The organism is Streptomyces sp. ISL-10, assembly GCF_018614575.1.
GTDB lineage: Bacteria > Actinomycetota > Actinomycetes > Streptomycetales > Streptomycetaceae > Streptomyces.
The window spans coordinates 51,515-76,003 of sequence record NZ_JAGGOJ010000048.1 but is presented as its reverse complement, the minus strand read 5'-3'; the positions used below and the strand labels follow the sequence as shown (position 1 = coordinate 76,003).

Sequence of the window (24,489 nt, the reverse complement as noted above, 5' to 3'; positions counted from 1 at the left end):
GAGTACCGGCCACCGCCGGGGCCGCCAAGAGCGCGTGTGCGCGGCGACCACCGGCGCACGGTGGCACGGCGTGCGCCCTGCTCCCGCCCGTACGATCCCGCCAGAGCCCGCAATCCGACCGGGCACACGCACAGGGGGTTTCGGTCATGTCCATCCGCCTGACGCTGCTGTGCGGCGGGGCCGGCCCAACTGTCCGTGCGGCGCGGTTCGATGACGGGCCGCTCGACGAACGGGGGGTGCGGGAGGCACGTGCGGCGGCGGACCGGATCCCAGCGGCCTCGGTCTGCGTACGGGCGCCTTCCCTGCGGTGTCAGCAGACCGCCGAGGCACTCGGCCTGACAGCCGTGGCGGAGAAAGCCGTGCGCGACCTGGACGTGGGCACATGGCGCGGGCGCACGCTCGCCGAGGTGGCCGCCGATGAGCCCGAGGCGCTCGCCTGCTGGACGACGGACCCCGAGGCCGCGCCGCACGGGGGCGAGTCCGTGCGGCAGCTCTGTCTTCGTGCCGGCCTCTGGATGGACGGTCTCCCTCAGGACGCGGGCAGGGTGCTCGCCCTCACGGAACCGGCCGTCGTACGCGCCGCGGTCGTTCACGCCCTCGCCGCCCCCGTGTCGGCGTTCTGGCGGATCGACGTGCCGCCGCTTGCCACCATCAGCCTCACCCGGCGGTCGGGCCGCTGGAACATGCGACTGAGTCCATCGGACACCGAGCGCTGAGGGGCGGCAGCGGCCCGTCTCCGGGGTGCGGCTATGCTCCCCCGCATGGTTACGGCCCGGCCGATTCCCAGCATGTGGTCCCGCTCTCGTGCGGCGGGCCCGTTGCGGACGTGGGTGCTGGCCGCGCTACTCCTCGCGCTGGGGTACACGCACGGTGTCAGCGGGGAGAGCGCCACAGGCCATGTACACCCCGGGGCGCCCACCGCGGTGACCGCCGTTGTCCACGAGGCCACCCCGGCCGGTCACACCCACGACGAGACCGTCCCGGACCACGGTGAACGGAACGCCGGCCATCACGACGCCCCGGCGCCCGATCATGCGGCTCACCATTGCGTCTCCGGCCAACCCGAGCAGGGGCCCGCACTTCCCACCCCGTGCGAGGCTCCGCTGACCGTCGAGCTGCTCCCGCACACGTCTGCGCTGATCGCCACTCGGTCGGCCCCTGTCGCGTGGCGGCCTCCTGCTCCGCCGGAGTCAACGGTCCTGCGGATCTAGTTCTCGCGCGTTCGAACCGAACGACGACTGGTTCGACGCCCTTCATGTTCTCCACCCGCCCGTCGGCGGCGGCTCAGCCATGTCTCGCTGCACCTCTGAATGCCACCCGTCGGCCATGAAGCGGCGTTGAAGCGCTCGGTCCGCCTCAGGGTCCCGCCGTACCCGGGATCCGGCCTTCGGCCCCGAGTTCTCCATTCGGCGTCTCGCACAGGCGTCCAGCACCCATTCCCCATCGCCCCTGCCCGTTGAAAGGCCAGCTTTTGTCCTCGTCATCCACTCTCACCGCGCCCCCTGCCCCGAGCCACGGCCGATCCTCCAGGAGGCGGCAAGGCGCCTCACTGCCATGGCGCTTCCTCGGCTACGTCGGCTATTACGTGGGCGCCGGACTCATCAGCGGTGCGGTCGTCCACCACCCCATGGACCCGACCCGCTATTCGCTGATCGCGGGCGCCGGTGTGCTGGTCTTCCTCGTCGCCACCTTCCTCAACGAGGTCGTCCTCGCGTCCGAGAAGCCCGCCCTGGTGAAGACCCTGCGGGTGCTCGGCGCCTCCACGATGCTGTCCTTCGGCCTCGGCATGCTCAGCGGCGGCATGCAGCACTTCGCCGACCTCCCCGACCGCTGCGCCGTTCTCATCCCCGTGGGTCTCGTGCTCGCCTTCGTCGCCTACTTCCTGAAGGAGGACAAGGCACCCTGGCGACGCATCTTCGGTCTCATGGGGCTGGCAGTCCTCGTCGTCGCGGCTCTCAGCTTCGCGGGCCTGCGCCATATCGCCCCCACCATGGGTGAGGCCGGGGGCGGACACAGTCACGGCAACGCCGTGAAGGACAAGAGTGACGAGGAAGGACGTGACGGCGACAGCGGCACCACCGACCGCGACGTACCTCCCGGGGACGAGCCCACCGGTTCCGCCCCCGAGCCCACGGCACCCGCGGACACCCACCACGGCGAGGAATCCGGGCACGAGGACGGCCATGACCATTGAGCGCATGGGAGGTGAGCCGCCTGCACCTCCACCGGCGGGAGGGAAACGTCAGCGGTGAGCGCGGCCTTCCTTGCGGACCGGATCGGTGTGCCCCTCGGCGAGGGACATCGCCGAGGGGCACACCCTTGCTCTGTCCGCGCAACGACAGATCGGGCGGCATCCTGGAATTGAGGCCGGGCGGCGCGTAGGGCGAAACGTCGGCGCGCGAGGACGGACACGGGCGCTTCACGGGGTCCCGCGCGCCTGGCGAGCTTCCTCCCGGCCGGCCCCGCCCCTCTCGTCTCCTCGCGTCGACACGTCCCTCTGCGCCCGATACTGAAGCAATGGCGATCACACGCCTCTGACCTGGCGGTTCTGCGGTGGACGCCGTGCGCCCCGCGCGCGTGGGGACGATTTGTCCGACTCTCTGACGCCATAACTATGGCATTCGCATATGACTCTCCGAATAACCGTCTGGCAATTGACCAATGCGCCCCGGGATTTCGCGGCCGGATTATATTGACACTCTGCCCGGTTCCACGCGTTAATTGACCACCTGAGGTGCCGAATGTTCTCGCACAGATGCATAAATCGACCAATTCTGCCACCAGCCTGATCGTAGGAACGTACGGGGGCCATGCCGCAGTTGAGGTGTTATCGCCTGCCCGTCGACGCGAGGAGCATTTCGGCGGGAAGTGTCGAATCCGGATTCCCTGTGGAGAGATTTATGGCCCTTCTCGACTCCTTCACCATTCCAGACTTCCATCTCCCCTTCGAATCCTCGAAACATCCACAGTCAGGTCAGGCCAACGGCGAGGCGACCTCCTGGGCACTTCGCCATGGGCTGATCACCGACGCGGCGGAGCAGTTCGCCGGCATCGGTTTCGGGCACCTGTCCGGGCGGGTGTGTCACGAGGCGCCCTACCGGCACGTCGTGCTGCTTGCCGAGTGGATGGCCTGGTCGTTCGTACTCGATGACCAGCACGACCACCTGATCAGGGAGGATCGGTTGGAGGCGTGGCGTCCCCTCACCGATGCGATCACCGGGTACCTCGCCACGGGGAAGATCGACAGCGCGCCGCAGCTGCGCCGCAATCCGCTGGTGGCCGGATTCATCGACTTGTGCGACCGCATCCTGGCCGAGATGCCGCCGGGCATACAGGAGCGCTACCGCAGGCACATCCCCCTCATGCTGCACTCCCTCGACCAAGAGGCGGCCAACCGGAATGCCGCCGAGCAGCCGGCGATCGACGACTACGTCCGCATGCGCCGGCACAGCTCCCAACTGCTGCCGATGATGGACATGGTGGAGGCCGGACTGGGCGTCGAAGTGCCCCCGGAGGTGTACAGCAGCCCGGCGTTCCAGGACCTCATGAGCAGTGCCCTGGACGTCATCTCATGGGGCAATGACGTCTTCTCCCTGCGCAAGGAGTTCTCCTGCGGGGACAACAACAACCTCGTCTCCCTCCTTGCCTGGTGGAACGAGTGGTCACTGCCCGAGGCCGTGCTCGCCGTCCAGGAGCTCACCCACTCCCGCGTCCAGGACTTCCTGACCGCGGCACATCAGCTGCCCCACGTGCTGGACACGCTCGGGGTGACAGACCCGTCGGCGCGGGCCGGAGTCGCGCGCTGTGTGAAGAGCTACGAGGACTGGATGATCGGCGCGGATTTCTGGCAGCGGTACGAGTGCACCCGTTACAGCGATGAACGGTGGGTGGCGGGCCTGGAGTCCACATACACCCGCCTGGATCTGGTCTCGGCGATATGAGCGGTACGACGGAGAGGTGGCCCATGGCCGCGCAGGTCAACCCGTCACGGGACGCGGCGGTGGCTCCGGGGAGTCTTCCCGTCCTCGGCCACGCACTACAGCTGTGGCGCAGGCCGATAGCGTTCCTGGAGTCGCTGCGGACGCACGGCGACGTCGTGAGGGTCGATGTGGCCACTTGGCCCGTCCACGTGCTCACCAGCCCGGACCTGATCCAGACCGTACTGGTCGGTGACGCGAAGAACTTCGGGCGCGGCAGGGTCTTCGACCGGCTGCGCCCGCTGTTCGGCAACGGTCTTCCGTTGACTGACGGTGAGTTCCACCGCAAGCAGCGCCGTCTGCTGCAACCGGCGTTCCACCGGGATCACATCACCGCCTATGCGGAAATGATGTGCCGACAGGCGGAGGAGATGTCCACGTCGTGGACCGCCGGTCGAGAGATCTCGGTGACGACGGAAATGCGCCGGTTCGCACTCTCCTCGGTCGCGGCGATGATCTTCCGTGGCGACCTCGCGCGGTCGGCTGTCGAGGAAGTGCACCGCTCGTTCCCGATCCTCGTGGAGGGCATCCTCAGGCGAGCGATCGTGCCGAAGGCGCTGGACCGGTTGCCGATCCCGACGAACCGGCGGTTCGACGCCGCCGCCGCACGGCTGCGCCGGATCATCGACGAGGTGATCGTGCAGTACGGCACCGAAGCGTCGGGGCGTGACGACTTTCTGTCTCTGCTGTTGTCCACCGTGGACGCCGAGACGGGCCAGACCATGAGCGACGAGCAGGTGCGGGACGAAGTGATCTCCATCTTCTTCGCCGCGACGGAAACCTCGGCCACGGTGCTGTCCTGGATCTTCCATGAACTCGCCCGTCACCCAGAGGTGGAGAAGCGCCTGCACGCCGAAGTCGACGAAGTGATCGGCACGCGGCCCGTGCGTCCCTCCGACGTCGCCGGTCTCCCGTACGCGAACAGTGTTTTCCACGAGGCGCTTCGCCTGCATTCGCCGCTTCTGTTCACCAGGCGTGCTCGGGTTCCGGTGACGCTCGGTGGCGTCTCGATCCCGGCTGGAGCCGAATTGGGCTACAGCCCCTACGCGCTCCATCGGGACCCCGCGCTGTTCCACGAGCCCAGGAAATTTGATCCGGATCGCTGGAACACCGACTCGGCGGATCGGCCACGCCCTCACAGGTTCATTCCGTTCGGGGCCGGTCAGCACAAGTGCATCGGCGATTCCTTCGCGGCGTCAGAGATAGTGATCGCCGTGGCGACCGTGGCGTCCCGGTGGAGGTTGGTCCACGCGCCGGGCACCGCTGTGCGCGAAGTCCCCGCAGGTATCCCGCAGCCGGATGCGCTGGCCATGATTCCCCTCGCGCGACACTGACGGAAAATGACCTGGACACCTTCGAGGCGGTCTTCGGCCGGACTCGCGACTCCGCGCCTGAGGCCGCGTCAGCAGAGGGTACAGGTCCACCCACGAATGAGTGGCCGTCTTCCCTGAAAATGGTCGCAAGGAGCGTCATCCCCTCCCCCTGACCGTAGACTCAACCGCACGCGCTTGAGGGGGCAAAAGGTGACACAGGCCGTGGAGCAGCAAGGGTGGGCTCATCAGCCCCTCCTCGAACGTGAATCCGAAGTCCACGCAATCCAGCGTGCGTTGGACGAGTTGTACGGAGCCTCGGTCAACGGCTCGGGTGCGCGGCGGGGCGGCGTGCTCGTCTTCGCGGCACCGGCAGGACTGGGCAAGACCACCCTGCTCGCCGAAGCCCGCCGAAACGCGACCGAACGCGGCTGCACGGTGCTGTCCGCGCGCGGCGGCGAGCAGGAGAAGCAGGTGCCCTTCCATGTGGTGCGCCAGCTCATCCAGCCCACGGTGGCCGCCATGAGCGAGGGCGAGCACCGCGAGATGCTGGGGCACTGGTACGGCATCGTCGCACCGGCGATCGGTCTGACCGCCCCGCAGGACGGCGCCGCACCCGATCCCCAGGGTGTGCGCGACGGGCTCGACTGGGTCGTCACCCGGCTGTCGGTCCGCTCCACGCCCGTCGTGCTGATCCTCGACGACGCGCACTGGGCCGACGCGGAATCCCTCGCGTGGCTCACCGCCTTCGCCACACGGGCCCAGGAACTGGGGATGCTGATCGTCGTGGCCTGCAGGCCGGATGAGCTCCCTCCCGACGCCACCGTGTTGCACACCCTGGCCTCGCGCCACGGGGCGCGCCCGCACCAGCTGGAGCCCCTCACAGCGAGTGCGGTGGCGCGCATAGTGCGCAGCGCCCTCGGCGAGGGGGCCGACGACCTGTTCTGCCGGGAATGCTGGGCGATCACCGGCGGAAATCCGTTCGAGGTCGTCGAGCTCGCCGCGAAGGCCCGCGACCGTGGCCTGGAGCCGGCACGGGGCAACATTCCCCACCTCCGTGATCTCGCCTCGGCCGTCAAGGGCAGCGGGCTCATTGAACGGCTCGAACAGCTCGGTCCCTCCACCGTCCGGCTCGCATGGGCCGCCGCGGTGCTGGGCACCGGTATTTCCACAAGGATTGCGGCGAGTGTCGCCGCGCTCGGCGAGGCGCAGATCAACGAGGCCATCGACCAGCTGCACGCCGCGCGCATCCTGACGGTCCTGACCACGGTGAAACGCGACGAGGTCGTGGAGTTCTTCCACCCGCTGATCGCCACCGCCGTGTACCGGTCCATCCCTCCGGGCGTACGCGTCGCGATGCACGGCATGGCGGCGAAGGCCGTGATCGACGCCGGCCTCGGCGCCGGGACCGCCGCCCGCCACATGCTGGAGATGCACCCGGAAGGCGACACCTGGGTCGTGCAGCAACTGCGCCAGGCCGCCCGCGAGAACTTTTCCGCCGGCGCCCCAGACGCCGCCCGCCGCTATCTGGCCCGCGCTCTGCGTGAACCGCCGATTCCCGAGGACCGGGCCCAAGTGCTGTTCGAACTCGGCTCAGCCAGTCTCCTCCACGAACCCACCACCACCGTCAACCACCTGCGGGCCGCACTGGAGGAGCCCGAGATCGAACAGGGTCTGCGGGAAGCCGTCGCCTACCGGCTCGCCCAAGCCCTCGCCCACACCGGCCAGTTGGTGCAGGCGACCGAACTCCTCGCGGACGAGGCCCGCCGCACCTCCAGCGCCCGTGCCAAACTGCGTATGCAGGCCGAGCAGTTCAAATGGAATGCCGTCCGCGTCGACGAGCAGGACTCGCCGGCCCGCTCCCGGCTGCTGGCCCAGTTCGCCAAGCGCCTCACCGGCCGCAGCCTGGCCGAACGCCACATCCTGGGGCTGCGGGGCTGGGACTGCGTGATGCGCGGCGAACCCTCTGCCAGGGCGCTGCAGTACGCGGAACGGGCTCTGGACGGCGGCCTGAGATGGACCGACCAGGACTTCGGGTTCGAGGTGCCGGCCGTCATTGCTCTCACCCTCATGTACTGCGATCAGCCGGGCAGGGCCGAAGAACTGTTCAGCGATGCCATCACCGAGTTCGAAGCACGAGGATGGCGCGGGGCGCACCTGTCCTTCGCCTACACCCTGCTCGGCTACGTCCGCTTCCGGCGCGGACGGCTGACCGAAGCAGAGGACTTCGTACGCCAGGGACTCGAGATCGCCGACCGGGTCGGGCACGGAATCCCCGCTCAGCGGCAGGCGGTCGGCACCCTCATCGAGACCCAGCTCGCCCACGGAGACACCACCGGGGCCCAGGGCATCGCCGAGGCGTACGACTTCGGAAAGGACTTCCCCAACTCGGTCATCTACCCCGACCCCCAAGCCGTCTGGGGAAAGCTCCTCCTGGCCCGCGGCATGAGTGACGAGGCCGAGCGGCAGCTCGCTGAAGCCGGCCAACGCCTCGACAGCCGAGGCACACGCAACCCCGCGTGGAGCCCCTGGCAGTTCGACCTCACCCTGGCACAGATCAAGCATCAACCCGAGAAGGCCCGTGCCACCGCGCAAGACGCCGTTGCGCGCGCCCGCGCCTTCGGCACCGGCAGCATCATCGGTCACGCACTGCGCGTCCAGGCGGCGACCACCGACCCGGCCGAGGCGGTCGTCCTCCTCCAGGAAGCCGTCGAGCACCTCGAGAAGTCCCCTGCCGCGTACGAACTCGCCCACGCGCTCGTCGACCACGGCACCGCCCTGCACGCCCTCGGCAACCTGGAGCGCGCCGCCCACCAGCTCTACTCCGGCATGGAAGCCGCGACCGGCTGCGGCGCCGAAGCCCTCGCAACCCGCGCCCGAACCGAGCTCGCCGCCGCCGGACTGGGCCCGCGCCGCCGCCGTGTCACGGAACAGGCCACCCTCTCCGAAGCGGAGAGCGTGGCAGCCCGCCACGCCGCGCTCGGACTCGACAACGCGGCGATCGCCGCCGAGCTCGGCACCGGCGAGCATGCCGTGGCGAAGTTGCTGTCCGCGGTCTTCACCAAACTGGGAACCGACCGAGTGGGCCTGCGCCGCACGCTCGGCATGTGATCGGGCCGCCGGGCCCGGGACGGCACCTCGCCACCGGGAGGGTCCGGTGCCGGGGCACCCTCCCGTGCCCGAAGGGCTACGGGGGTGGGGATCCCTCTCACGCCGAAGGCTGTGGGGACGAGACCGGCAAGATCCGGACGAGAAGCCCTGGGCGCCATCGCCGTCCCTGGGGAGGGCCTCCCCGGGGACGGAGTGGTGCGTCGGCCCGATCGAGAGCGCCCCGACGTCACCAGGCCATACGCCTAGCCCGCCGGTGCTCCTTCCGGCACGGGCAGTTCGCCCGAGCCGCGCGCGACCAGGCGGGTCGGGATCGTGACCGTGCGGGCGCGGGTGCGGTCGCCGTCCAGGCGGGTCAGGGCCGTCGCCGCCGCGGTCGTACCCAGTTCGGCCGGGTTCTGGGCCACCACCGTCAGGGCCGGTTCCAGCACCTCGGCGAGCGGCAGGTCGTCGAAGGAGACCAGCGCGATGTCCCTGCGGCCGGTACGGGCGAGTTCCGCCACGACACCGAGCGCCACGATGTTGTTCGCGGCGAAAAGGGCGGTGGGCGGCTCCGGCAGCGCCAGCAGGCGCGTCGTGCCCGCCGCTGCCGTGCCCTGGTCGTGTGCACCGGTCACCAGCGCGCGGTCGTAGGCGATGCCCGCCTCCTCCAGGGCGGCGCGGTATCCGGCGAGCCGCTCGCGCCGGGTGTACAGCTTCACGGGCAGATCACCGACGAATCCGATACGCCGGTGGCCGCGCTCGACGAGGTGGGCCACGCCTTCCTGCGCGCCGGCCCGGTTGGAGCTGACCACACAGTCGGCGGACAGGCCGACCCCCGGGCGGTCGAGGAAGACGACGGGCAGTCCGGCCGCGCGCTGGGCCTTGAGGTAGCTGTGGTCGGCCCCGAAGGCCGGCACGACCATCAGCATGCTGACGCGCCGGGCCAGGAACGTCTGGATCAGGGTCCGTTCGCGGTCGGGGTCCTCGGCGGACGAGCCCATCAGGAGCGTCAGTCCCCGGTCCCGTACCGCGTCCTCGATCCCGCCCGCGACCGTGCCGAAGAACGGGTTGCCGAGGTCCGGGACGATCAGACCGATGGTGGTGTCGGGACCGCCCACGCGGATGTTGCGGGCCATCAGGTTCGGCTGGAAGCCGAGCTTCGCGACGGCGGCGAGCACCCGCTCCCTGGTCTGCGGCGAGCTGGGCCCGTCCTCGTTGAGCACCCGTGAGACCGTTTTGGCGCTGACGCCCACCTCGCGGGCCACATCGGCCAGGGTCGGGCGTCGTGTAGCGGCCATGTGTCACCGTTCCTGTGTCTGCCGCCCGGGCCCGGCCGGGGTCCGGCCGGGACTCCCGGCGGGGATGCTGCATCAGCCGGCGGAGACTCCGGCGGCCTGGGCGGCGTCGGTGTCCGCCACGACAGTACCGTCGCCCTCCCGCACGCTCAGCGCCCCCGTCATGATGGCGACGACCTCGGCCATCGAATAGTCGGACGGCTCGATGAGGGCCTCACGCCGGCCGAGCCGGTGGACGTCGGATACGGTCGGCGATCTCGACGACATGCGGCATGTTGTGGCTGATCAGGGCCACCGGCATGCCCTTGTCGCGGACCCGGCATCTTGTCGGGGACCCGGCGGATCAGGTGCGAGTGCTGCGGGACAGGCGACTCCCTGTGGCTTCGGGCGAGCGCGGCCGCCTCGGGTCGGGCAGGCGTGGCCGCCTGGCGACGGTGGCGCGGCGAGCTGCGGTGCTACGGAGCCCGGGGGCTCCGGAAGGAGATGAGGGGTGTGCTTGGCGGCGGAGCCATCGTCGACTTATGTCATCGTTGACACCACCTGTCGAGGATGATGGACTCCGCTTCCCGGCAACGTCAATGCCTTGGCACCGTCACGAATCGGCAGCGTACGAAAACGGTCGTACCCGGCGGGTCCCGTATCCGCCCCCGCCCTTCCCCCTCCCGAAGAGAGAAGCAGCCATGCACCCGCAGCAGGTCACTGTCCTGGGTGAATGCGTCGCCGACGCCTTCACCTCGCCCCGGCACACCCCGGCCGAACTCGCCCTGCGCGTCCTTCCCGGCGGCGGTCCCGCGAACACCGCGGCCGCCCTCGCGCGCCTGGGCACACCGGCCCGCTTCCTCACCCGGCTCTCGCAGGACGTCTTCGGCCGCCTCTTCCGCGACCACCTGGAGGCGTCCGGCGTGGATCTGTCCGGGGCGGTACGGGCGGCGGAGCCCAGCACCCTGGCGGTGGCCGAACTGGACGACCAGGGGCAGGCGGCGTACTCCTTCCACGCCGAGGGCACCGCCGACTGGCAATGGACGCGCACCGAGCTGGCGGCGGCCGACCTGGGCGACACCGCCTGTCTGCACTCCGGCTCGCTGGCGCTGGTACGCGACCCCGGCGCGTCCGCGGTCGAGGAGTTCCTGGCGCGGGCCGCCGCGACAGCGACCGTCTCCGTCGACCCCAACGTGCGCCCCCTCCTGGTCCGTCCGGACGTGTACCGGCAGCGGCTTCCCCGCTGGTGCGCCTTCACCGACATCCTCCGGCTGAGCGAGGAGGATCTGGAGCTGCTGCTGCCGGGCGCGGCTCCCGAGCGCGCGTGCGACGCATGGCACGCGGCCGGGGCGCGGGTGGTCGTCGTGACCCGCGGCGCCCGGGGAGCACTGGCGTCGCTCGACGGGGAGCGGATCACGGTGCCCGCGCCACCCGCGCGGGTGGTCGACACCGTGGGCGCCGGCGACTCGTTCACGGCGGGGCTGCTGCACCATCTCGGCTCCCGCGGCCTCCTCGGCGGACGGCTCACCGGGCTGCGGATCGAGGACGTCGCGGAGGCGTGCGCGTTCGCCGCGAGGGTGGCGGCTCTGACCTGCGCGGTGGCGGGTCCCAACCCTCCGTGGGGCCACCAGCTGACGTCGGCCGCCGCCACCGAGTGAACGCCCGGCCGAACGCGCGGGCGGACACGCGACTGCACGCGCGGCGGACGCGCAAGTGCACGCGCGGGCGGACGAGAACACGTCGACGTGCGCGCCGGGATCAATTCCGTCCGCCCCGTTGACGCGCCCGGGAGAACGCGTCTTTCGCACGCACGTCCGTCGTCGTCGGCCGCCCGCAGCGTGACAATGGGAGGAGGGACACGCCTTCTGCCGTGGAGAGGCGGGACACCGACGTGCCGTACATAGCCGTGACGGCCTTGAGCCATGCCGGGCTGATCCGCGATCACAACGAGGACAGCCTGGTCATCGGCCCGTGGACGCTGTGCGGGACCGTGACCGAGAATCCGCAGACCTTTCTGTTCCCCCTCGGCAGGCCGCTCGTCGTCGCGGTCGCCGACGGGCTCGGCGGGCACCCTGCCGGTGAGGTGGCGAGCGCCCTAGTCGTCCGCCGGCTCTCCGCGCTCGGTCCGTCGCTGGACGACGCGGAGACCGTCCGCGATGTACTGGAGCTCTGCAATCACGAGGTGTACTCGGCCGCGGAGGGGACACCGGAGCTGATGACCATGGGGACCACCGTCGCCGGTACGGTGCTGCTGCCCACGTCGCAGCTGACGTTCAACGTCGGCGACAGCAAGGTGTACGACGCGGGGGCCGACGGGCTGCGCCAGGTGAGCGTGGACGACAGCCCGCCGCCGGAGCCCGGGCAGCGCACCACGTCGGTCGTGACACAGACACTGGGCGGCACTCCCGACTTCCGTGCCGTCACGCCCCATGTCACGGCATCCGCGCTGACCGAGGGCGATCGCTATCTGGTGTGCAGCGACGGGCTCACCGACCCGGTGCCGGACGGGACGATCGACGACCTGCTGCGCGTGCACGACGACGGCCGGGCCGCCTTCGAGCTGTGGAAGGCGGCCATCGAGGCGGGAGGCCCCGACAACATCACGCTGGCGCTGGTACGCGTCAGCTCCTGAGGCCGTCCGGGCCGTCACGGCACCCGTCCGCACGGTCGCTGAGCGGCCGGCCGCCCCTCGCGGTCGTCAGCTCGCGGTTGTCAGCTCGGTTGTCAGCTCGCGGCCCTGGGCAGGGCGTGGGGTCGGACGGTCCAGGTGAGCCACCACGTTTGCGTGGAATCGGTCCACGGCCTCGTCGACGCTTCGGATGAACCCGGTCTCGGCATTGCCGCGGCCACTGCCCATGCCCTTGAAGAGAGACAGGCGGAACCCCGTGATCTGAGCGCCGTCCTTCGGAAGGATGTCGGCCGGTTCGGGACGCAGCCGTTCCAGTGTGCCCCGCGGACCGGTCCCCTCGTTCTCGACGAGCGTTTCGATGTGCAGATCCGCGGGCGCGGCGGCCAGTTGCCGAATCAGTCGCTTCGCCCAGGTGAGCGGGTAACCCTGTTCGGGTGCCGGGACCTCGATGGAGGTGCGCAGTTTCCCGGTGCGCAGATCGGCGGTGATGGCAAGAATCCCTGGTGTGTCCTCCAGGCGCAGTTCGGCCTGCAGACGTCCTTCCGAGCAGAGCCGGTCGGCCAGCGCTGCGCGCCGGGCGCGGGGTTCGGCACCGCGCCTGGTCCGCTGGACGGGCAGAACCTTCTGACCGAGTTCGCCGCCCAGCCGCAAGCAGACCTGTCTGACGAGCCGTTCCCAGCTCTCGATGACGTCCAGGGCGCGTGGGTCCCCCTGGCACAGGGTCTCGTCGTCGATTCCGTTGCGTACCGGAACCCATGCCGGGCCCATGTTCTGGAATCCGTGGCAGCCGGAGTTCTCGTGCTGGAGGTAGTGCAGAAGCTCCTGGAGCAACCATGCGTGGGAGACATTGCCGACGCCTTCGTGGCGGATCAACATCTGTGCCTGGTGAGCCACTTCTGCCCAGGACAGGTGCCACAGGGCGACCTTGTGCTTGCGACGGCCGTCGATTCTGATGTCCACCAAGGGGCTGCCTTCGAGGGCGACGTCATTGGACAGCGTGATCACGGACTCGTAGCCCCGCCGCGCGGCGATGTCGACGTACGCCTGCACCTGTTCCTGCTTGAGCGGGTTGCCGTTCGTCTTCGTCTCGACCAGTGCGGTCCACAGCTTTCCCGCCCGCTCGACCCGGACGACGCCGTCGGGACGTCTCGGGGAGTCGCCGTGCGGCAACGAGACCTCGGTGAAGGTCTCCATCCGCCCGGCCGGCGCCCCGAACCCGGCAGTGAGACGGCGGCCTAATTCCGGCACCTGAGCCATGACGGAGAGCAGGATCGATGTGGCGCGCATTTCACGTTCGCGGTCGCTCTTGAGCGCAGAAACGGGGAACAGCCTGGCCGTTCTCCAGGAGTCGTTCTCGGCGAGGGACTTCCGCGCGGCCTTGGGGAGGGTGACCTTCTTCTTGGCCGTACGCGGACGTGACGGCGACTTCCTTCCGGTCTGCGGAGCCTCGGTGGCGTCTTCCCGCCGCTCGGTCGCGGGTGCTGACTGGACCGGCACCGTGACGGTGGGCAGCACGGCGGCCGGCACTACAGCGGTCGGCGACACGGCGGCCGGCATCGGGGAATCGGCAGTCTGGTGATCCGGCTCCGGCTCCCCGGGCACCTCCTCCTCAGCGGCGTCGTCGTCGATGTCCACGCCGAAATCCGTGGCCAGGGCCGCGAGTCCGGATGCGTACCCCTGCCCGACGGCCCGGAACTTCCATTCCCCGGAGCGCCGGTAGAGCTCGCCGAAGATGAAGGCGCTCACCGCACCCGCGTCTTCGACGGAGAACTCGACGAGGCGCTCGCCGGAACGGTCGGCGAGAGTGAGAGCGAGGCCGTTCAGATCCCCGAATCGGGCTCCGCCGTACCGGCTCGCCGCTATGACGACCCGATCGACGGCCGGAGGTACCGCGTCCAGGTCGAAGCTGATCCGGTCCTCGTCACCGTCGGCGGTGGGTGTCTTGCCCAGGAGCTGCACACTCCCGTCACCGGCGACCGGGTTGTTGTAGAAGCAGAAATCGGCGTCGCTGCGTACTTTGCCCCTGCCGTCCAGCAGGAGCACGGAGACGTCCGCGTCGCCCTCCCCCGTCGCGCTGCTCCAGCCGAGGCTCACCATGACGGAGCCGACATCCTCGCTCAGCGCCGCCAAGCCGATGTTGGCGCCTTTGACCATCTTGTGCACGTGGCCCCCCAGATGCACAGCCGCGCCGGGACGCACCCCGGCAGCCGTAGCGTGACTTGTGCGGTGCGTCACACCATGTGCGGAGAACCCTAGCGGGCAGCGTGAACGATCCGTGGAGAACTGCGGTAAGTGACACTCCACTTGGTGCCACGGAAGCCGTACCGCACGGCGCAGGCGGCTCGAAGAAGTGCCAACCGGCAGGCGACGCACGGGCGGTGCGCATGCTCATCGTCCAACTCCCCGGCTGCGCCGGGGAGACGCGTTCTTGTGTGCGTGGACCCAGCCATCGCAAGCGGTCGTGGTGGACAGGCGTCCGAGGCATCGCCTCGGGCTGGCTAGGCTTACGGTCGCCCCGACTCCTTCACCTTTTCTCCTTGCGGAGGCCGCGGGCGGCTCGCGATGGATCCGGAACGAGGTTGGGTGCAGCAGGTGCTGGTGGCTGATCGATACCGGTTGGATGCCCGCATCGGGCAGGGCGGCATGGGGGAGGTCTGGCGGGGTTCCGACGAGGTGCTCGGCCGGCCCGTGGCCGTCAAGTTGCTCCTCGGGCAGAACGCCGACCCACAGGCGGCGGCCCGGTTCCGCATGGAGGCGCAGACCGCGGCGCGGCTGAACCACCCGGGCGTCGTCGCGGTGTTCGACTTCGGGACGTGGGACGGCCGCTTCTACCTGGTGATGGAACTGGTCGAGGGCAGGAGCCTGGCCGAGGAACTCGCCACCGACGGACCCCTGTCGCCGGAGCGCGTCGCGGCGGTGGCGGCCCAGGCGGCCGCCGGGCTCGTGTCGGCACACCGGCAGGGGATCGTCCACCGGGACATCAAGCCGGGAAATCTGCTCGCGGACAGCGAAGGAGCCGTCAAAATCGGCGACTTCGGGATCGCACGCTTCGTCGACGATCCTTCGGCCGCGCTCACCGGCACGGGCCAGATCGTCGGCACGAGCCTTTATCTGGCACCTGAACGGGCGCTGGGCCGCACCGCAGGGCCCGCCTCGGACGTGTACTCGCTCGGCTGCGTGCTGTACCAACTCCTCACCGGGCGACCACCGTTCCAGGCCGACACCCCGACAGCCACGCTCTACCAGCACATCGACGCCGCGCCGGTCCCGCCGCTTCAGCTCGGCGTCGGGCTCTCGCCCGCGTTCCAGAACTATCTGCTCGTCATGCTGGCGAAGCAGCCGGAGGACCGGCCGACCGCGGACGAGGTCGCCGCATGGTTCGCCTCCGACGCCTGGCAGGGACGCTCCCGGCCCATGCCGACACCGCAACCCGTGCCGACACCCACGCCGACACCGCAACGCGTGCCCACACCCCCGCCGACACCGCGATCCGCCGCGGCTGCCGCCACCGGTCCGATCGGCTCCGCACCCGGCCCCGCCACCACCTACATGCTGCCCGGAGCCGTCCCGGCGTCCGGCGCACGCCCCGCCCTGCGGACGCTCGCCAGACGCCGCCCCCGGGTGACCGTCCTGGTGGCGGGGGCGCTTGCCTTCGCCACCGCTCTGCTGGTCGGGCTGGCGGTGTTCTCGCCCTGACGAGAGCCCCGCGCGCACACCGCTCACCGAGGAGCCCGCGGCCTCGGTCACCGGTCACTCCCCCGAGCACCCGGCTGCCGACCGCAGCACCGAACGCCGACCGGACAGGGGACGAGGTCGACGGCGAGGACGCCTGACCCCGCCGCACGTACGGGATGCCGGCTCCCAGCCCCACTGGTTCGACATGTGTCAACATAAATGCATGTCGAATACCAAGGTGCTGCCGCTGCTGGAACCGGAGTCCGTGGTGCCGTGCTGCCCGCCGCTGACCGAACGGCCGCTGAACGCGGACGAGGCGGAGCGCACCGCGAAGATGTTCAAGGCGCTCGGTGACCCCGTTCGCCTGCGCCTGTTCTCGGCGGTCGCCTCGCACGAGGGCGGCGAGGCGTGCGTGTGCGACATCTCCGACGTCGGCGTCTCACAGCCGACGGTCTCCCACCACCTGAAGAAGCTCAAGGAGGCCGGACTGCTGGCCTCCGAGCGGCGCGGCACCTGGGTGTACTACCGGGTCGAACCGGCGGTGCTCGCCGCCATGGGCCAACTGCTGACCACGGCCGCCGCGGCCTGACCACGGCCGCGCCACAGGCCCCCGCGCCGGTGCACAAGGTCGGCGATCTGCCGTGCCGCGTCCCGAGCGGTGCGGCCGACGCCGATCGGCGTGGCGGAGAAGAGCCGGGTCCAGGTAGCGGAGTCGGGCGGGTCCAGTCGCCGCATCCGGCCGGGGCCGGCGAGCGCGGGGCCGGGCCCGCGGGCACGGGCCGTCCTCCGGACCGTTCCCACCAGGGCCAGGCGAGCCGCCGCCCGGGCGAGGGCCGGACGGGCGGGCGCGCTGCCCGCGGCCGGGGCCGGGGGCCGCCACCAGGGCCAGGCGAGCCGCCGCCCGGGCGAGGGCCGGGCGGGCGGACGCGCTGCCCGCGGCCGGGGCCGGGGGCCGCCACCAGGACCAGGCGAGCCGCCCTGGTCGCGCAGGCGAGGACGGGGGGCGAGACGAGCTGCCCGCGGCCGGGGCCGTCCTCCGGCCAGGGCTGTCGGAGCCGGTGCACGTCGGCGCGGACACACCGGAGGCATGACGGTGCGCGCACCGCTCGACCGGATGCTCGGAGGACTGGACGACACCGGCCGGCGGACCGCACCGGCGCCCTGCGCGCCACGCTCGACGCACACCGGACGGTCGAGGGAGTGCCCGTCCGCGTCGGCGACCTGGCCCGTCTCTGCCCACGCATTTGATTATGGGAACCATTTTCAGATACTGTCCGGGGCGATCGCTCACCAGGAGGATTCTCATGGCCGTCCCCAAGCGGAAGATGTCCCGCAGCAACACCCGTCACCGCCGCGCGCAGTGGAAGGCGACGACGACGCAGCTCGTGCCGGTCACGGTCGACGGCTCCACTCATCTGGTGCCGCAGCGGCTGGTGAAGGCCTACGAGCGCGGTCTCCTCCACCCCGAGGGCTGACCCGCATGACCGGCCGACTGCCCGTGACCGTCCTGTCGGGCTTCCTCGGGGCGGGCAAGACCACCCTGCTCAACCATGTCCTCGGCAATCGCGAGGGCCTGCGCGTCGCGGTCATCGTCAACGACATGAGCGAGATCAACATCGACGCCGCGCTCGTGCGCGGCGGCGAGGCCGCGCTGTCGCGGACCGAGGAGCGCCTGGTCGAGATGACCAACGGGTGCATCTGCTGCACCTTGCGGGACGATCTGCTGGAGGAGGTCGACCGGCTGGCCCGCGAGGACCGCTTCGACCATCTGCTGATCGAGTCCAGCGGCATCTCCGAGCCCATGCCCGTCGCCGCGACGTTCGCCTTCCCCCGCGACGACGGCGCGACCCTCGGGGACATCGCCCGCCTGGACACCATGGTCACGATCGTCGACGCCGCGAACTTCCTGCCCGAGCTGACGGGCGGGGACGGCCTCGCCGAGCGCGGACTCGACCAGTACGAGGACGACGAACGCACCGTCAGCGACCTGCTGATGGACCAGATCGAGTTCGCCGACGTCATCGTGCTCAACAAGCTCGACCTGGTCGGCGCCGAGGACGCCGCTCGGCTGCACGCCGCGCTCAGCCGCCTCAATCCCGTCGCGCGCATCGTCCCCGCCGACCACGGCCGCGTCGGGGTCGGCGATGTGCTGGGGACGGGGCTGTTCGACCTGGAGCGCGCGCAGCAGGCGCCGGGCTGGGTGCGCGAGCTCAACGGCGACCATGTGCCCGAGACCGAGGAGTACGGCATCTCCTCCACCGTCTTCCGTGCCGAACGCCCCTTCCACCCGGGCCGCTTGTGGGACTTCGTCACCGAGGGCATGGACAGCGGGGCATACGGCCAGATCCTGCGCTCCAAGGGGTTCTTCCGGCTGGCGAGCCTGCCCGCCGTGACGGGCCTGTGGTCGCAAGCCGGTTCCGTGGCCCGTTTCGAGCCGTCGGGCGTGCGCGAAGCGAGCGGCGCGCAGGACCAGGAACTGGTCTTCATCGGCACGGGCCTGCGCATCGGCGTGCTGCGGGCCGCGCTGGACGTGTGCCTGATGGCGGACGGCGAGCAGGCGCCGCGCGAGGACCCGTTCCCGGCGTGGGACACGTACGGGATCGACGACGCCTGCGAGCACGAACACCGCCCGGAACCGGAGCAGTTGCGCCGGTCCTGAACCTCCGGGCCGGGCGGTGGTCGCAGCCACGGCACCGCCCGGCCCGGACCTTTCGTTGTACTCAGTCGTCGAGGGCGTCCCGCCGCCTCGCCGAGGTCCACGAACAGGCTCCGCCCGCGATCGGCCGCGTTGCGCCAGATCGCCAGATCGTCGGCGTCGGCGTTGCCGCCCGCCTCGTCGTCGTGGAGCGTGGGCGTGTCGGCGCGGGCCGTCACGGCGGGTCCGCCGCCGACCCCGGATCCGCCGTCGACGCCGACTGTGACCCGACGCCGAAGCCGCTACCGGGGCGACGGCGGCGAGAGCCGTCAGGGCGGTGACGAGAGCGGCTGCACGAGCGTTCACAAGAGCTCCTGCATACCCGGGACAGCGGTGATCACCACCATGAGACTACGGACGGTCGGCGACCGCACGGCGTCCCGGCCCCGGGCTGGCCCCGGGCACGGCTGCGCGGGCCGCGAATGGCAGACTGACCCGTCGCCGCTGAGAAGGGCCCCGTCGTGCCGATGATCCGCCGCCTGCGCCGCGTGGTGCACCGCGCCTACCGCCGCACCGTCGACCTCAGCCACCCCGCCAGGTCGCCGCTCGGCAGCGCGGTGGTCAACTGCGTGCTGTACGAGGACGGGAGACGCCGGCCCGGCCCGTACACGGCCGACGAGGCACTGCGCCAGGCGCGCGCGTCCGGCCGCGGGTTCGTGTGGATCGGCCTGCACGAGCCGACCGAGGCCGAACTCGCCTCCCTCGCCGAGCGGTTCCGGCTCCATCCACTCGCCGTCGACGACGCGGTCCGCCCTCATCAGCGCCCCAAGGTGCAGCGCTACGACGACCCGGACGGGCCGGGGACGCTGTTCGCCGTGTTCAAGACCTGCCGCTACGTCGAGCACGAGGAACTGACCGCCACGAGCGAGGTCGTGGACACGGGCGAGCTCGCGGTCTTCACCGGCGCGGACTTCGTGATCACGGTCAGGCACGGCGGGCACGGCTCGCTGGGTCCGCTGCGGGAGGAACTGGAGGCCGCGCCCGAGCAGTTGGCCAAGGGCCCGGCGGCCGTACTGCACGCGATAGCCGACCACGTCGTCGACGACTACCTGGCCGCCGCCGACGCGCTGCAGAACGACGTGGACGCCGTCGAGACCGCCGTCTTCAGCGAACACGCGGGCCGGGGCGACGCCGGGCGCATCTACCAGCTCAAGCGCGAGCTCCTGGAGCTCAAGCGGGCCGTGACACCGCTGGAGCGACCCCTGCGGACGCTGGCCACCGCTCCTCTGCCGCCGATCGGGGAGAGCATCCGGCCCTACTTCCGCGACGTCGCCGACCACCTGGCCCGTACGTGCGAGCAGATCAACGCCTTCGACGGACTGCTCGACTCGATCCTCCAGGCGCATCTCGCCCAGGTGACCGTCGCCCAGAACGAGGACATGCGCAAGATCACGGCCTGGGCGGCGATCATCGCCGTACCGACCATGGTCTGCGGGGTGTACGGCATGAACTTCACGCACATGCCGGAACTGCGCTGGACCTACGGCTATCCGCTCGTCCTCGCCGTGATGGCGGTCGCCTGCGTGGTCATCCACCGCAGCTTCCGCCGCAACGGCTGGCTGTGATCGGTCCGGCCCGCCTCAGGTCAGCGTGATGAACAGCCCGAGCGTTACGAGGGCGACCGCGCCGCCGTAGAGGGCGAGGGTCACCGAGCGCGCCTCGGCTGAAGGGTCGGTGCCGCCGGCGCGGCGCAGGCCGAGGACGGACCTCGCGAGCAGGACGAGCGCTGCCGCACAGCAGGCGGCGATCAGTGAATCAGCCACGCGGCGACGCTCTCACGGGTGCCAGGGCCCCGCATCCGCAACGCGTCCGAGCGGAGCAGTCGCGGGACGGGCGGGGGGCGGACGCGGGACGGGACGGGGGCGGACGCGGGACGGGAGGCGGTCAACGCCCGCCGCGCGGCGCGGCCTCCGGTCACGGGGCAGCCCAGCCAGGCGAGGTGTCGGGACGGGGGCACCGGCCGGTCGCGGCACGGGACCACCCGCCGCGCGGTCCGGTCTCAGGACGTGGGACGGCCGGACGCGTCGCCTCGGGACGGGGGCCGGTCGGGGCCCGGGGAGAGTTCCGCCAGGGTGTCCGTCAGCCACTTCGTCCAGAACGTCTCCAGTTCGATGCCCGCCCGCAGGACGACATGGCGCAGCCGGTCCTCGTGGGTGATCCGGCGCTCCGGCGGGAAGTCGCGCTCCTCGATCGTCTCGTAGTCCGCCAACTGGGCGCGGTGCAACTCCAGGTGGCGGACGAGCTCCTGCGTCATACCCGCCCCGCCCACCACCGCCGACGCGCGCAGGCGCAGCAGCAGCGGGTCGCGCACCGTCTTGGGGTCCTCGGGGCGGGCCGTCCAGGCGGCCAGTTCCTCGCGGCCCGCGGGCAGGACCTCGTACTCCTTCTTCTGCCCGCGGGTCGGCTGGACGGACGGCAGCGCCCTGATGTGGCCGGCCTTCTCCAGCTTTCCCAGCTCGCGGTAGATCTGCTGGTGGGTCGCCGACCAGAAGTAGCCGATCGACCGGTCGAACCGGCGCGTCAGCTCCAGGCCCGACGAGGGCTTTTCGAGCAGGGCCGTGAGGATGGCATGCGGCAGGGACATGGCCGCATCGTAGGACTCGCGTCGCCGCGGGGTTCCGCCGCCCGGCCTGCGTACGGACCGGGCGGCGGGAGGGGTGTCTCGGTGAACGCGGGCCCCGCGCCGCGCTCCGCGGGGCGTCAGCCCGCCCAGACCTCGGCGTCGTCGGCCGGGACGGTGGTGGCCAGGCCCAGTTCCTTGCGGGCGGCGACCGTCTTGTTCGGGTCGAGGCCGGTGAAGGCCGGGTCGTAGGAGATGTAGAACGCGTCGGAGTCGGCCGCGTTCGCGGCCTTCTTCCAGTGGCCGGCGGTCTTCTCCAACTGCGCGCGGAGCTTGCCGGTCTCCGTGCCCTCGATGCCCTGAAGGCCCTTGAGGTGCGCGTCGAGAGCAGCGGCGACCGCCTTGGCCTGCGCCTTGTAGCCGTCGAGGTCGTCCTCGACGTTCTCCGCCTCGGGCTGGTTCGTCCACAGGGCCTCGTAGACGGCGTTCGCCCCCGTGAGGTACGCGATCTGCTCGGGCTTTTCCGCGCCGGCCTTCAGCGAGCCGGCGAAGGTGCCCTTCTCCTTGGTGTAGGTGCAGCTCACGGCGCGGTCACCCGTCGACCAGCTCTCCTTGGTCGGCGTGTAGTAGAAGATCTCGACGCCCTTGGGGAGCGCCCAGGTGTCCGGGGCGAACTTCGCCGCCTCGGCCGGGCACCGCTCGTCGGCGATCGCCCAGATCGCGTCGTTGCCGGGGAACGCCTTCCCTTCGTCGAGGGTGAACTCGCCGACGACCTGACCCTGGTGCGCCTCGCCGCAGGGCACCATCTCGATGCTGAACGTCTCGCCCTCGGCCGCCTTGCCGTTCGGGTTGTAGCAGTCCCCGGTGTTGAGCTGGAACACCGACCGCTGGCGAGCCACCTTCTCCGCGCCGTCCTTGGCGCTCTCCACGACATCGGAGCAGCCCACCGCACCGACCGCGAGCAGGGCGACGACGGCGGATATGCCGCGCAGGGGACGGAACGAGGTGCGAACTGCCATGACGCGTACATCCTCTTACGTGAGCCTTATAAATGTCGTGCGCATCGTATGCGAGCCCTGTGACAAGGCTGCCGCCGCATCCCAGGTCAGCCCCCGACGCGGGTGATCACAGGGCGGCGGCCAGCCGGGTGCCCTGGTCGATGGCGCGCTTCGCGTCCAGCTCGGCGGCCACGTCCGCGCCGCCGATGAGGTGCACGCTGCGGCCGGCCGCGGACAGCTCCTCGTACAGCGAGCGCTGCGGCTCCTGGCCGGTGCAGAGCACCACCGTGTCGACCGGCAGGACGGAGGCCGTGCCGTCGACGCTGATGTGCAGACCCTCGTCGTCGATCCGCTCGTAGGTCACACCGGCCGTCATCGTCACCCCGCGGTGCTTGAGCTCCGTGCGGTGGATCCAGCCCGTCGTCTTGCCGAGTCCGGCGCCGACCTTGCTCGTCTTGCGCTGGAGCAGGTGCACGGCGCGCGGCGGGGCCGGGCGCTTGGGTGCGGTCAAGCCGCCGGGGGCGGCGTAGGCCGTGTCGACGCCCCACTGGCGGAAGTATGTCTCGGCGTCCAGGCTCGCGCCCTCGCCGCCGTCGGTCAGGTACTCGGCGACGTCGAAGCCGATGCCGCCCGCGCCGACGACCGCGACGCGCTCGCCGACCGGCGCGCCGTCGCGCAGGACGTCGAGGTAGCTGACGACGCTCGGATGGTCGATTCCCTCGATCTCCGGGGTCCGCGGAGTCACACCGGTGGCGACCACGACCTCCTCGTAGTCCTGCGCCGACAGGTCGGCCGCGGCGACACGGGTGCCGAGGCGCACCTCGACACCGCGGAGCTCCAGCTGGGTGCGGAAGTAGCGCAGGGTCTCGTCGAACTCCTCCTTGCCGGGTACGCGCTTGGCGACGTTCAGCTGGCCGCCGATCTCGTCGGCCGCGTCGAACAGGGTCACGGTGTGGCCGCGTTCGGCGGCGGAGACGGCGCAGGCCAGGCCGGCGGGGCCGGCGCCGACGACGGCGACGCGCTTGGCCCGCCGGGTGGGGGCGAGGACGAGCTCGGTCTCGTGGCAGGCGCGTGGATTGACCAGACAGGAGGTGATCTTGAGGCTGAAGGTGTGGTCGAGGCAGGCCTGGTTGCAGCCGATACAGGTGTTGATCTGCTCCGGCCGGCCTGCCCGCGCCTTGGCCACGAACGCGGGGTCGGCGAGGAAGGGCCGCGCCATCGAGACCATGTCCGCGCGCCCGTCGGCGAGCAACTGCTCGGCCACTTCGGGGGTGTTGATGCGGTTGCTGGTCACCAGCGGGACGGACACCTCGCCCATCAGCTTCTTGGTGACCCAGGTGTAGGCGCCGCGCGGCACGGACGTCGCGATGGTCGGGATGCGGGCCTCGTGCCAGCCGATACCGGTGTTGATGATCGTGACGCCGGCCGCCTCGACGGCCTTGGCGAGGGTGATCACCTCGTCCAGCGAGGAGCCGCCGGGCACCAGGTCGAGCATGGAGAGCCGGTAGATCAGGATGAAGTCGGGGCCGACCGCCTCCCGGGTGCGGCGGACGATCTCCAGGGGCAGTCGGATGCGGTTGTCGTACGAGCCGCCCCAGCGGTCGGTGCGGTGGTTGGTGGAGCTCGCGATGAACTCGTTGATGAAGTAGCCCTCGGAACCCATGATCTCGACGCCGTCGTACCCGGCGGACCTGGCGAGGACGGCCGCGCGGACGAAGTCCTCGATCGTCTCCTCGACCTCCGCGTCGGTGAGCGCGTGCGGGACGAACGGGCTGATGGGGGCCTGTATCGCGCTGGGGGCGACCAGGTCCTGGTGGTAGGCGTACCGGCCGAAGTGGAGGATCTGCATGGCGATCCTGCCGCCCTCGGCGTGCACGGCGTCGGTGACGACACGGTGCCGGGCGGCCTCGTCCTCGGTGGTGAGCTTGGCCCCGCCCTCGTACGGACGGCCGCGGTCGTTGGGCGCGATGCCGCCGGTGACGATCAGGCCGACGCCGCCGCGGGCACGCTCGGCATAGAAGGCAGCCATGCGTGCGAAGCCGTTCTCGGCCTCCTCGAGGCCGACGTGCATGGACCCCATCAGCACCCGGTTGGGCAGCGTGGTGAACCCGAGGTCGAGCGGGCTCAGCAGATGGGGGTAAAGGGTCGGCCGGGCTGTGCTCGTGCTCATCGGGTCGCCTCCTCGCGCGGACTCGTCGGTCCCAGTTCTAGCGGCCGCCACGACCCTTTTGCAACAAAGTGCAAAATGAGCTCGGTCACGCTCGGCCGGACGCGGTCGCAC

Annotated in this window: 19 protein-coding genes and 1 pseudogene; 12 read left to right on the top strand and 8 right to left on the bottom strand. The window is 70.8% G+C overall.

Going from position 1 to position 24,489, the window contains the following annotated elements; all coding sequences use genetic code 11:
• The first annotated feature begins 146 nt into the window (after positions 1-146).
• Positions 147-716: a histidine phosphatase family protein gene (locus J7E88_RS34645; protein ID WP_215187469.1), complete on the top strand. Its 570-nt coding sequence runs from the start codon at positions 147-149 to the stop codon at positions 714-716.
• A gap of 126 nt (positions 717-842) precedes the next feature.
• On the opposite strand, the gene J7E88_RS34640 is transcribed toward J7E88_RS34645, so the two are convergent.
• Positions 843-1,034, bottom strand: coding sequence for a hypothetical protein (locus J7E88_RS34640; RefSeq protein ID WP_215187468.1), 192 nt, complete (start codon positions 1,032-1,034; stop codon positions 843-845).
• A gap of 551 nt (positions 1,035-1,585) precedes the next feature.
• Here J7E88_RS34640 and J7E88_RS34635 point away from each other — a divergent pair.
• From J7E88_RS34635 to J7E88_RS34620, 4 genes are all read left to right on the top strand, one after another.
• Entirely contained in the window at positions 1,586-2,194 is a 609-nt protein-coding gene (locus tag J7E88_RS34635; RefSeq protein WP_215187467.1) for a hypothetical protein, read from the top strand.
• Positions 2,195-2,900: 706 nt separating this feature from the next.
• A complete protein-coding gene (locus tag J7E88_RS34630; RefSeq protein WP_215187466.1) occupies positions 2,901-3,941 on the top strand; it encodes a terpene synthase family protein in 1,041 nt (346 codons plus the stop codon).
• A gap of 23 nt (positions 3,942-3,964) precedes the next feature.
• The gene (locus J7E88_RS34625) at positions 3,965-5,311 is read left to right on the top strand and encodes a cytochrome P450 (RefSeq protein WP_215187465.1); all 1,347 of its coding nucleotides are present in this window, start codon (positions 3,965-3,967) and stop codon (positions 5,309-5,311) included.
• Between the two features lie 201 nt (positions 5,312-5,512).
• Positions 5,513-8,398: an AAA family ATPase gene (locus J7E88_RS34620; protein WP_215187464.1), complete on the top strand. Its 2,886-nt coding sequence runs from the start codon at positions 5,513-5,515 to the stop codon at positions 8,396-8,398.
• Positions 8,399-8,640: 242 nt separating this feature from the next.
• Here the strand turns inward: J7E88_RS34620 and J7E88_RS34615 are convergent, their stop codons facing one another.
• Together J7E88_RS34615 and J7E88_RS34610 are read right to left on the bottom strand one after the other, a co-directional pair.
• The gene (locus J7E88_RS34615) at positions 8,641-9,675 is read right to left on the bottom strand and encodes a LacI family DNA-binding transcriptional regulator (protein WP_215187463.1); all 1,035 of its coding nucleotides are present in this window, start codon (positions 9,673-9,675) and stop codon (positions 8,641-8,643) included.
• Between the two features lie 72 nt (positions 9,676-9,747).
• A pseudogene (locus tag J7E88_RS34610) lies at positions 9,748-9,991 on the bottom strand (sugar ABC transporter ATP-binding protein); the annotation flags it as partial.
• A 361-nt stretch (positions 9,992-10,352) separates the two neighbouring features.
• Between J7E88_RS34610 and J7E88_RS34605 the strand changes: the two are divergent.
• Positions 10,353-11,309, top strand: coding sequence for a carbohydrate kinase (locus J7E88_RS34605; protein WP_215187462.1), 957 nt, complete (start codon positions 10,353-10,355; stop codon positions 11,307-11,309).
• Between the two features lie 233 nt (positions 11,310-11,542).
• A complete protein-coding gene (locus tag J7E88_RS34600) occupies positions 11,543-12,283 on the top strand; it encodes a PP2C family serine/threonine-protein phosphatase (RefSeq protein WP_215187496.1) in 741 nt (246 codons plus the stop codon).
• Positions 12,284-12,349: 66 nt separating this feature from the next.
• On the opposite strand, the gene J7E88_RS34595 is transcribed toward J7E88_RS34600, so the two are convergent.
• Positions 12,350-14,434, bottom strand: coding sequence for a TerD family protein (locus J7E88_RS34595; RefSeq protein WP_215187495.1), 2,085 nt, complete (start codon positions 14,432-14,434; stop codon positions 12,350-12,352).
• 444 nt (positions 14,435-14,878) lie between these two features.
• Here J7E88_RS34595 and J7E88_RS34590 point away from each other — a divergent pair, with 444 nt between their 5' ends.
• From J7E88_RS34590 to J7E88_RS34570, 5 genes are all read left to right on the top strand, one after another.
• Positions 14,879-15,976 carry a serine/threonine-protein kinase gene (locus J7E88_RS34590; protein WP_308307734.1) on the top strand — a complete coding sequence of 366 codons (1,098 nt, stop codon included), beginning with the start codon at positions 14,879-14,881 and terminating at the stop codon, positions 15,974-15,976.
• Between the two features lie 202 nt (positions 15,977-16,178).
• Positions 16,179-16,544, top strand: coding sequence for a helix-turn-helix transcriptional regulator (locus tag J7E88_RS34585; protein ID WP_215187460.1), 366 nt, complete (start codon positions 16,179-16,181; stop codon positions 16,542-16,544).
• 715 nt (positions 16,545-17,259) lie between these two features.
• Positions 17,260-17,430 (top strand): 50S ribosomal protein L32, encoded by a 171-nt coding sequence (gene rpmF, locus J7E88_RS34580; RefSeq protein ID WP_215187459.1) that lies wholly within the window; start codon positions 17,260-17,262, stop codon positions 17,428-17,430.
• A gap of 5 nt (positions 17,431-17,435) precedes the next feature.
• A complete protein-coding gene (locus J7E88_RS34575) occupies positions 17,436-18,614 on the top strand; it encodes a GTP-binding protein (protein ID WP_215187458.1) in 1,179 nt (392 codons plus the stop codon).
• Between the two features lie 503 nt (positions 18,615-19,117).
• The gene (locus tag J7E88_RS34570; protein WP_215187494.1) at positions 19,118-20,215 is read left to right on the top strand and encodes a magnesium and cobalt transport protein CorA; all 1,098 of its coding nucleotides are present in this window, start codon (positions 19,118-19,120) and stop codon (positions 20,213-20,215) included.
• Between the two features lie 15 nt (positions 20,216-20,230).
• Here the strand turns inward: J7E88_RS34570 and J7E88_RS34565 are convergent, their stop codons facing one another.
• The 4 genes from J7E88_RS34565 to J7E88_RS34550 form a co-directional block, all read right to left on the bottom strand.
• Positions 20,231-20,413 (bottom strand): hypothetical protein, encoded by a 183-nt coding sequence (locus J7E88_RS34565; RefSeq protein WP_215187457.1) that lies wholly within the window; start codon positions 20,411-20,413, stop codon positions 20,231-20,233.
• Positions 20,414-20,649: 236 nt separating this feature from the next.
• Positions 20,650-21,234, bottom strand: a complete 585-nt coding sequence (locus J7E88_RS34560) for a PadR family transcriptional regulator (RefSeq protein ID WP_215187456.1) — start codon at positions 21,232-21,234, stop codon at positions 20,650-20,652.
• A gap of 116 nt (positions 21,235-21,350) precedes the next feature.
• A complete protein-coding gene (locus tag J7E88_RS34555; RefSeq protein ID WP_215187455.1) occupies positions 21,351-22,229 on the bottom strand; it encodes a septum formation family protein in 879 nt (292 codons plus the stop codon).
• Between the two features lie 106 nt (positions 22,230-22,335).
• Positions 22,336-24,378: an NADPH-dependent 2,4-dienoyl-CoA reductase gene (locus J7E88_RS34550; protein WP_215187454.1), complete on the bottom strand. Its 2,043-nt coding sequence runs from the start codon at positions 24,376-24,378 to the stop codon at positions 22,336-22,338.
• Positions 24,379-24,489 lie beyond the last annotated feature (111 nt).

Excerpts from the sequence above, each read along its gene's own strand:
- J7E88_RS34605 (WP_215187462.1), top strand. The coding sequence starts at position 10,353 with ATGCACCCGCAGCAGGTCACTGTCCTGGGTGAATGCGTCGCCGACGCC.
- J7E88_RS34630 (WP_215187466.1), top strand. The coding sequence starts at position 2,901 with ATGGCCCTTCTCGACTCCTTCACCATTCCAGACTTCCATCTCCCCTTC.
- rpmF (WP_215187459.1), top strand. The coding sequence starts at position 17,260 with ATGGCCGTCCCCAAGCGGAAGATGTCCCGCAGCAACACCCGTCACCGC.
- J7E88_RS34645 (WP_215187469.1), top strand. The coding sequence starts at position 147 with ATGTCCATCCGCCTGACGCTGCTGTGCGGCGGGGCCGGCCCAACTGTC.
- J7E88_RS34595 (WP_215187495.1), bottom strand. The coding sequence starts at position 14,434 with ATGGTCAAAGGCGCCAACATCGGCTTGGCGGCGCTGAGCGAGGATGTC.
- J7E88_RS34550 (WP_215187454.1), bottom strand. The coding sequence starts at position 24,378 with ATGAGCACGAGCACAGCCCGGCCGACCCTTTACCCCCATCTGCTGAGC.
- J7E88_RS34615 (WP_215187463.1), bottom strand. The coding sequence starts at position 9,675 with ATGGCCGCTACACGACGCCCGACCCTGGCCGATGTGGCCCGCGAGGTG.
- J7E88_RS34575 (WP_215187458.1), top strand. The coding sequence starts at position 17,436 with ATGACCGGCCGACTGCCCGTGACCGTCCTGTCGGGCTTCCTCGGGGCG.
- J7E88_RS34640 (WP_215187468.1), bottom strand. The coding sequence starts at position 1,034 with ATGATCGGGCGCCGGGGCGTCGTGATGGCCGGCGTTCCGTTCACCGTG.
- J7E88_RS34555 (WP_215187455.1), bottom strand. The coding sequence starts at position 22,229 with ATGGCAGTTCGCACCTCGTTCCGTCCCCTGCGCGGCATATCCGCCGTC.
- J7E88_RS34585 (WP_215187460.1), top strand. The coding sequence starts at position 16,179 with ATGTCGAATACCAAGGTGCTGCCGCTGCTGGAACCGGAGTCCGTGGTG.
- J7E88_RS34570 (WP_215187494.1), top strand. The coding sequence starts at position 19,118 with ATGATCCGCCGCCTGCGCCGCGTGGTGCACCGCGCCTACCGCCGCACC.
- J7E88_RS34560 (WP_215187456.1), bottom strand. The coding sequence starts at position 21,234 with ATGTCCCTGCCGCATGCCATCCTCACGGCCCTGCTCGAAAAGCCCTCG.
- J7E88_RS34625 (WP_215187465.1), top strand. The coding sequence starts at position 3,965 with ATGGCCGCGCAGGTCAACCCGTCACGGGACGCGGCGGTGGCTCCGGGG.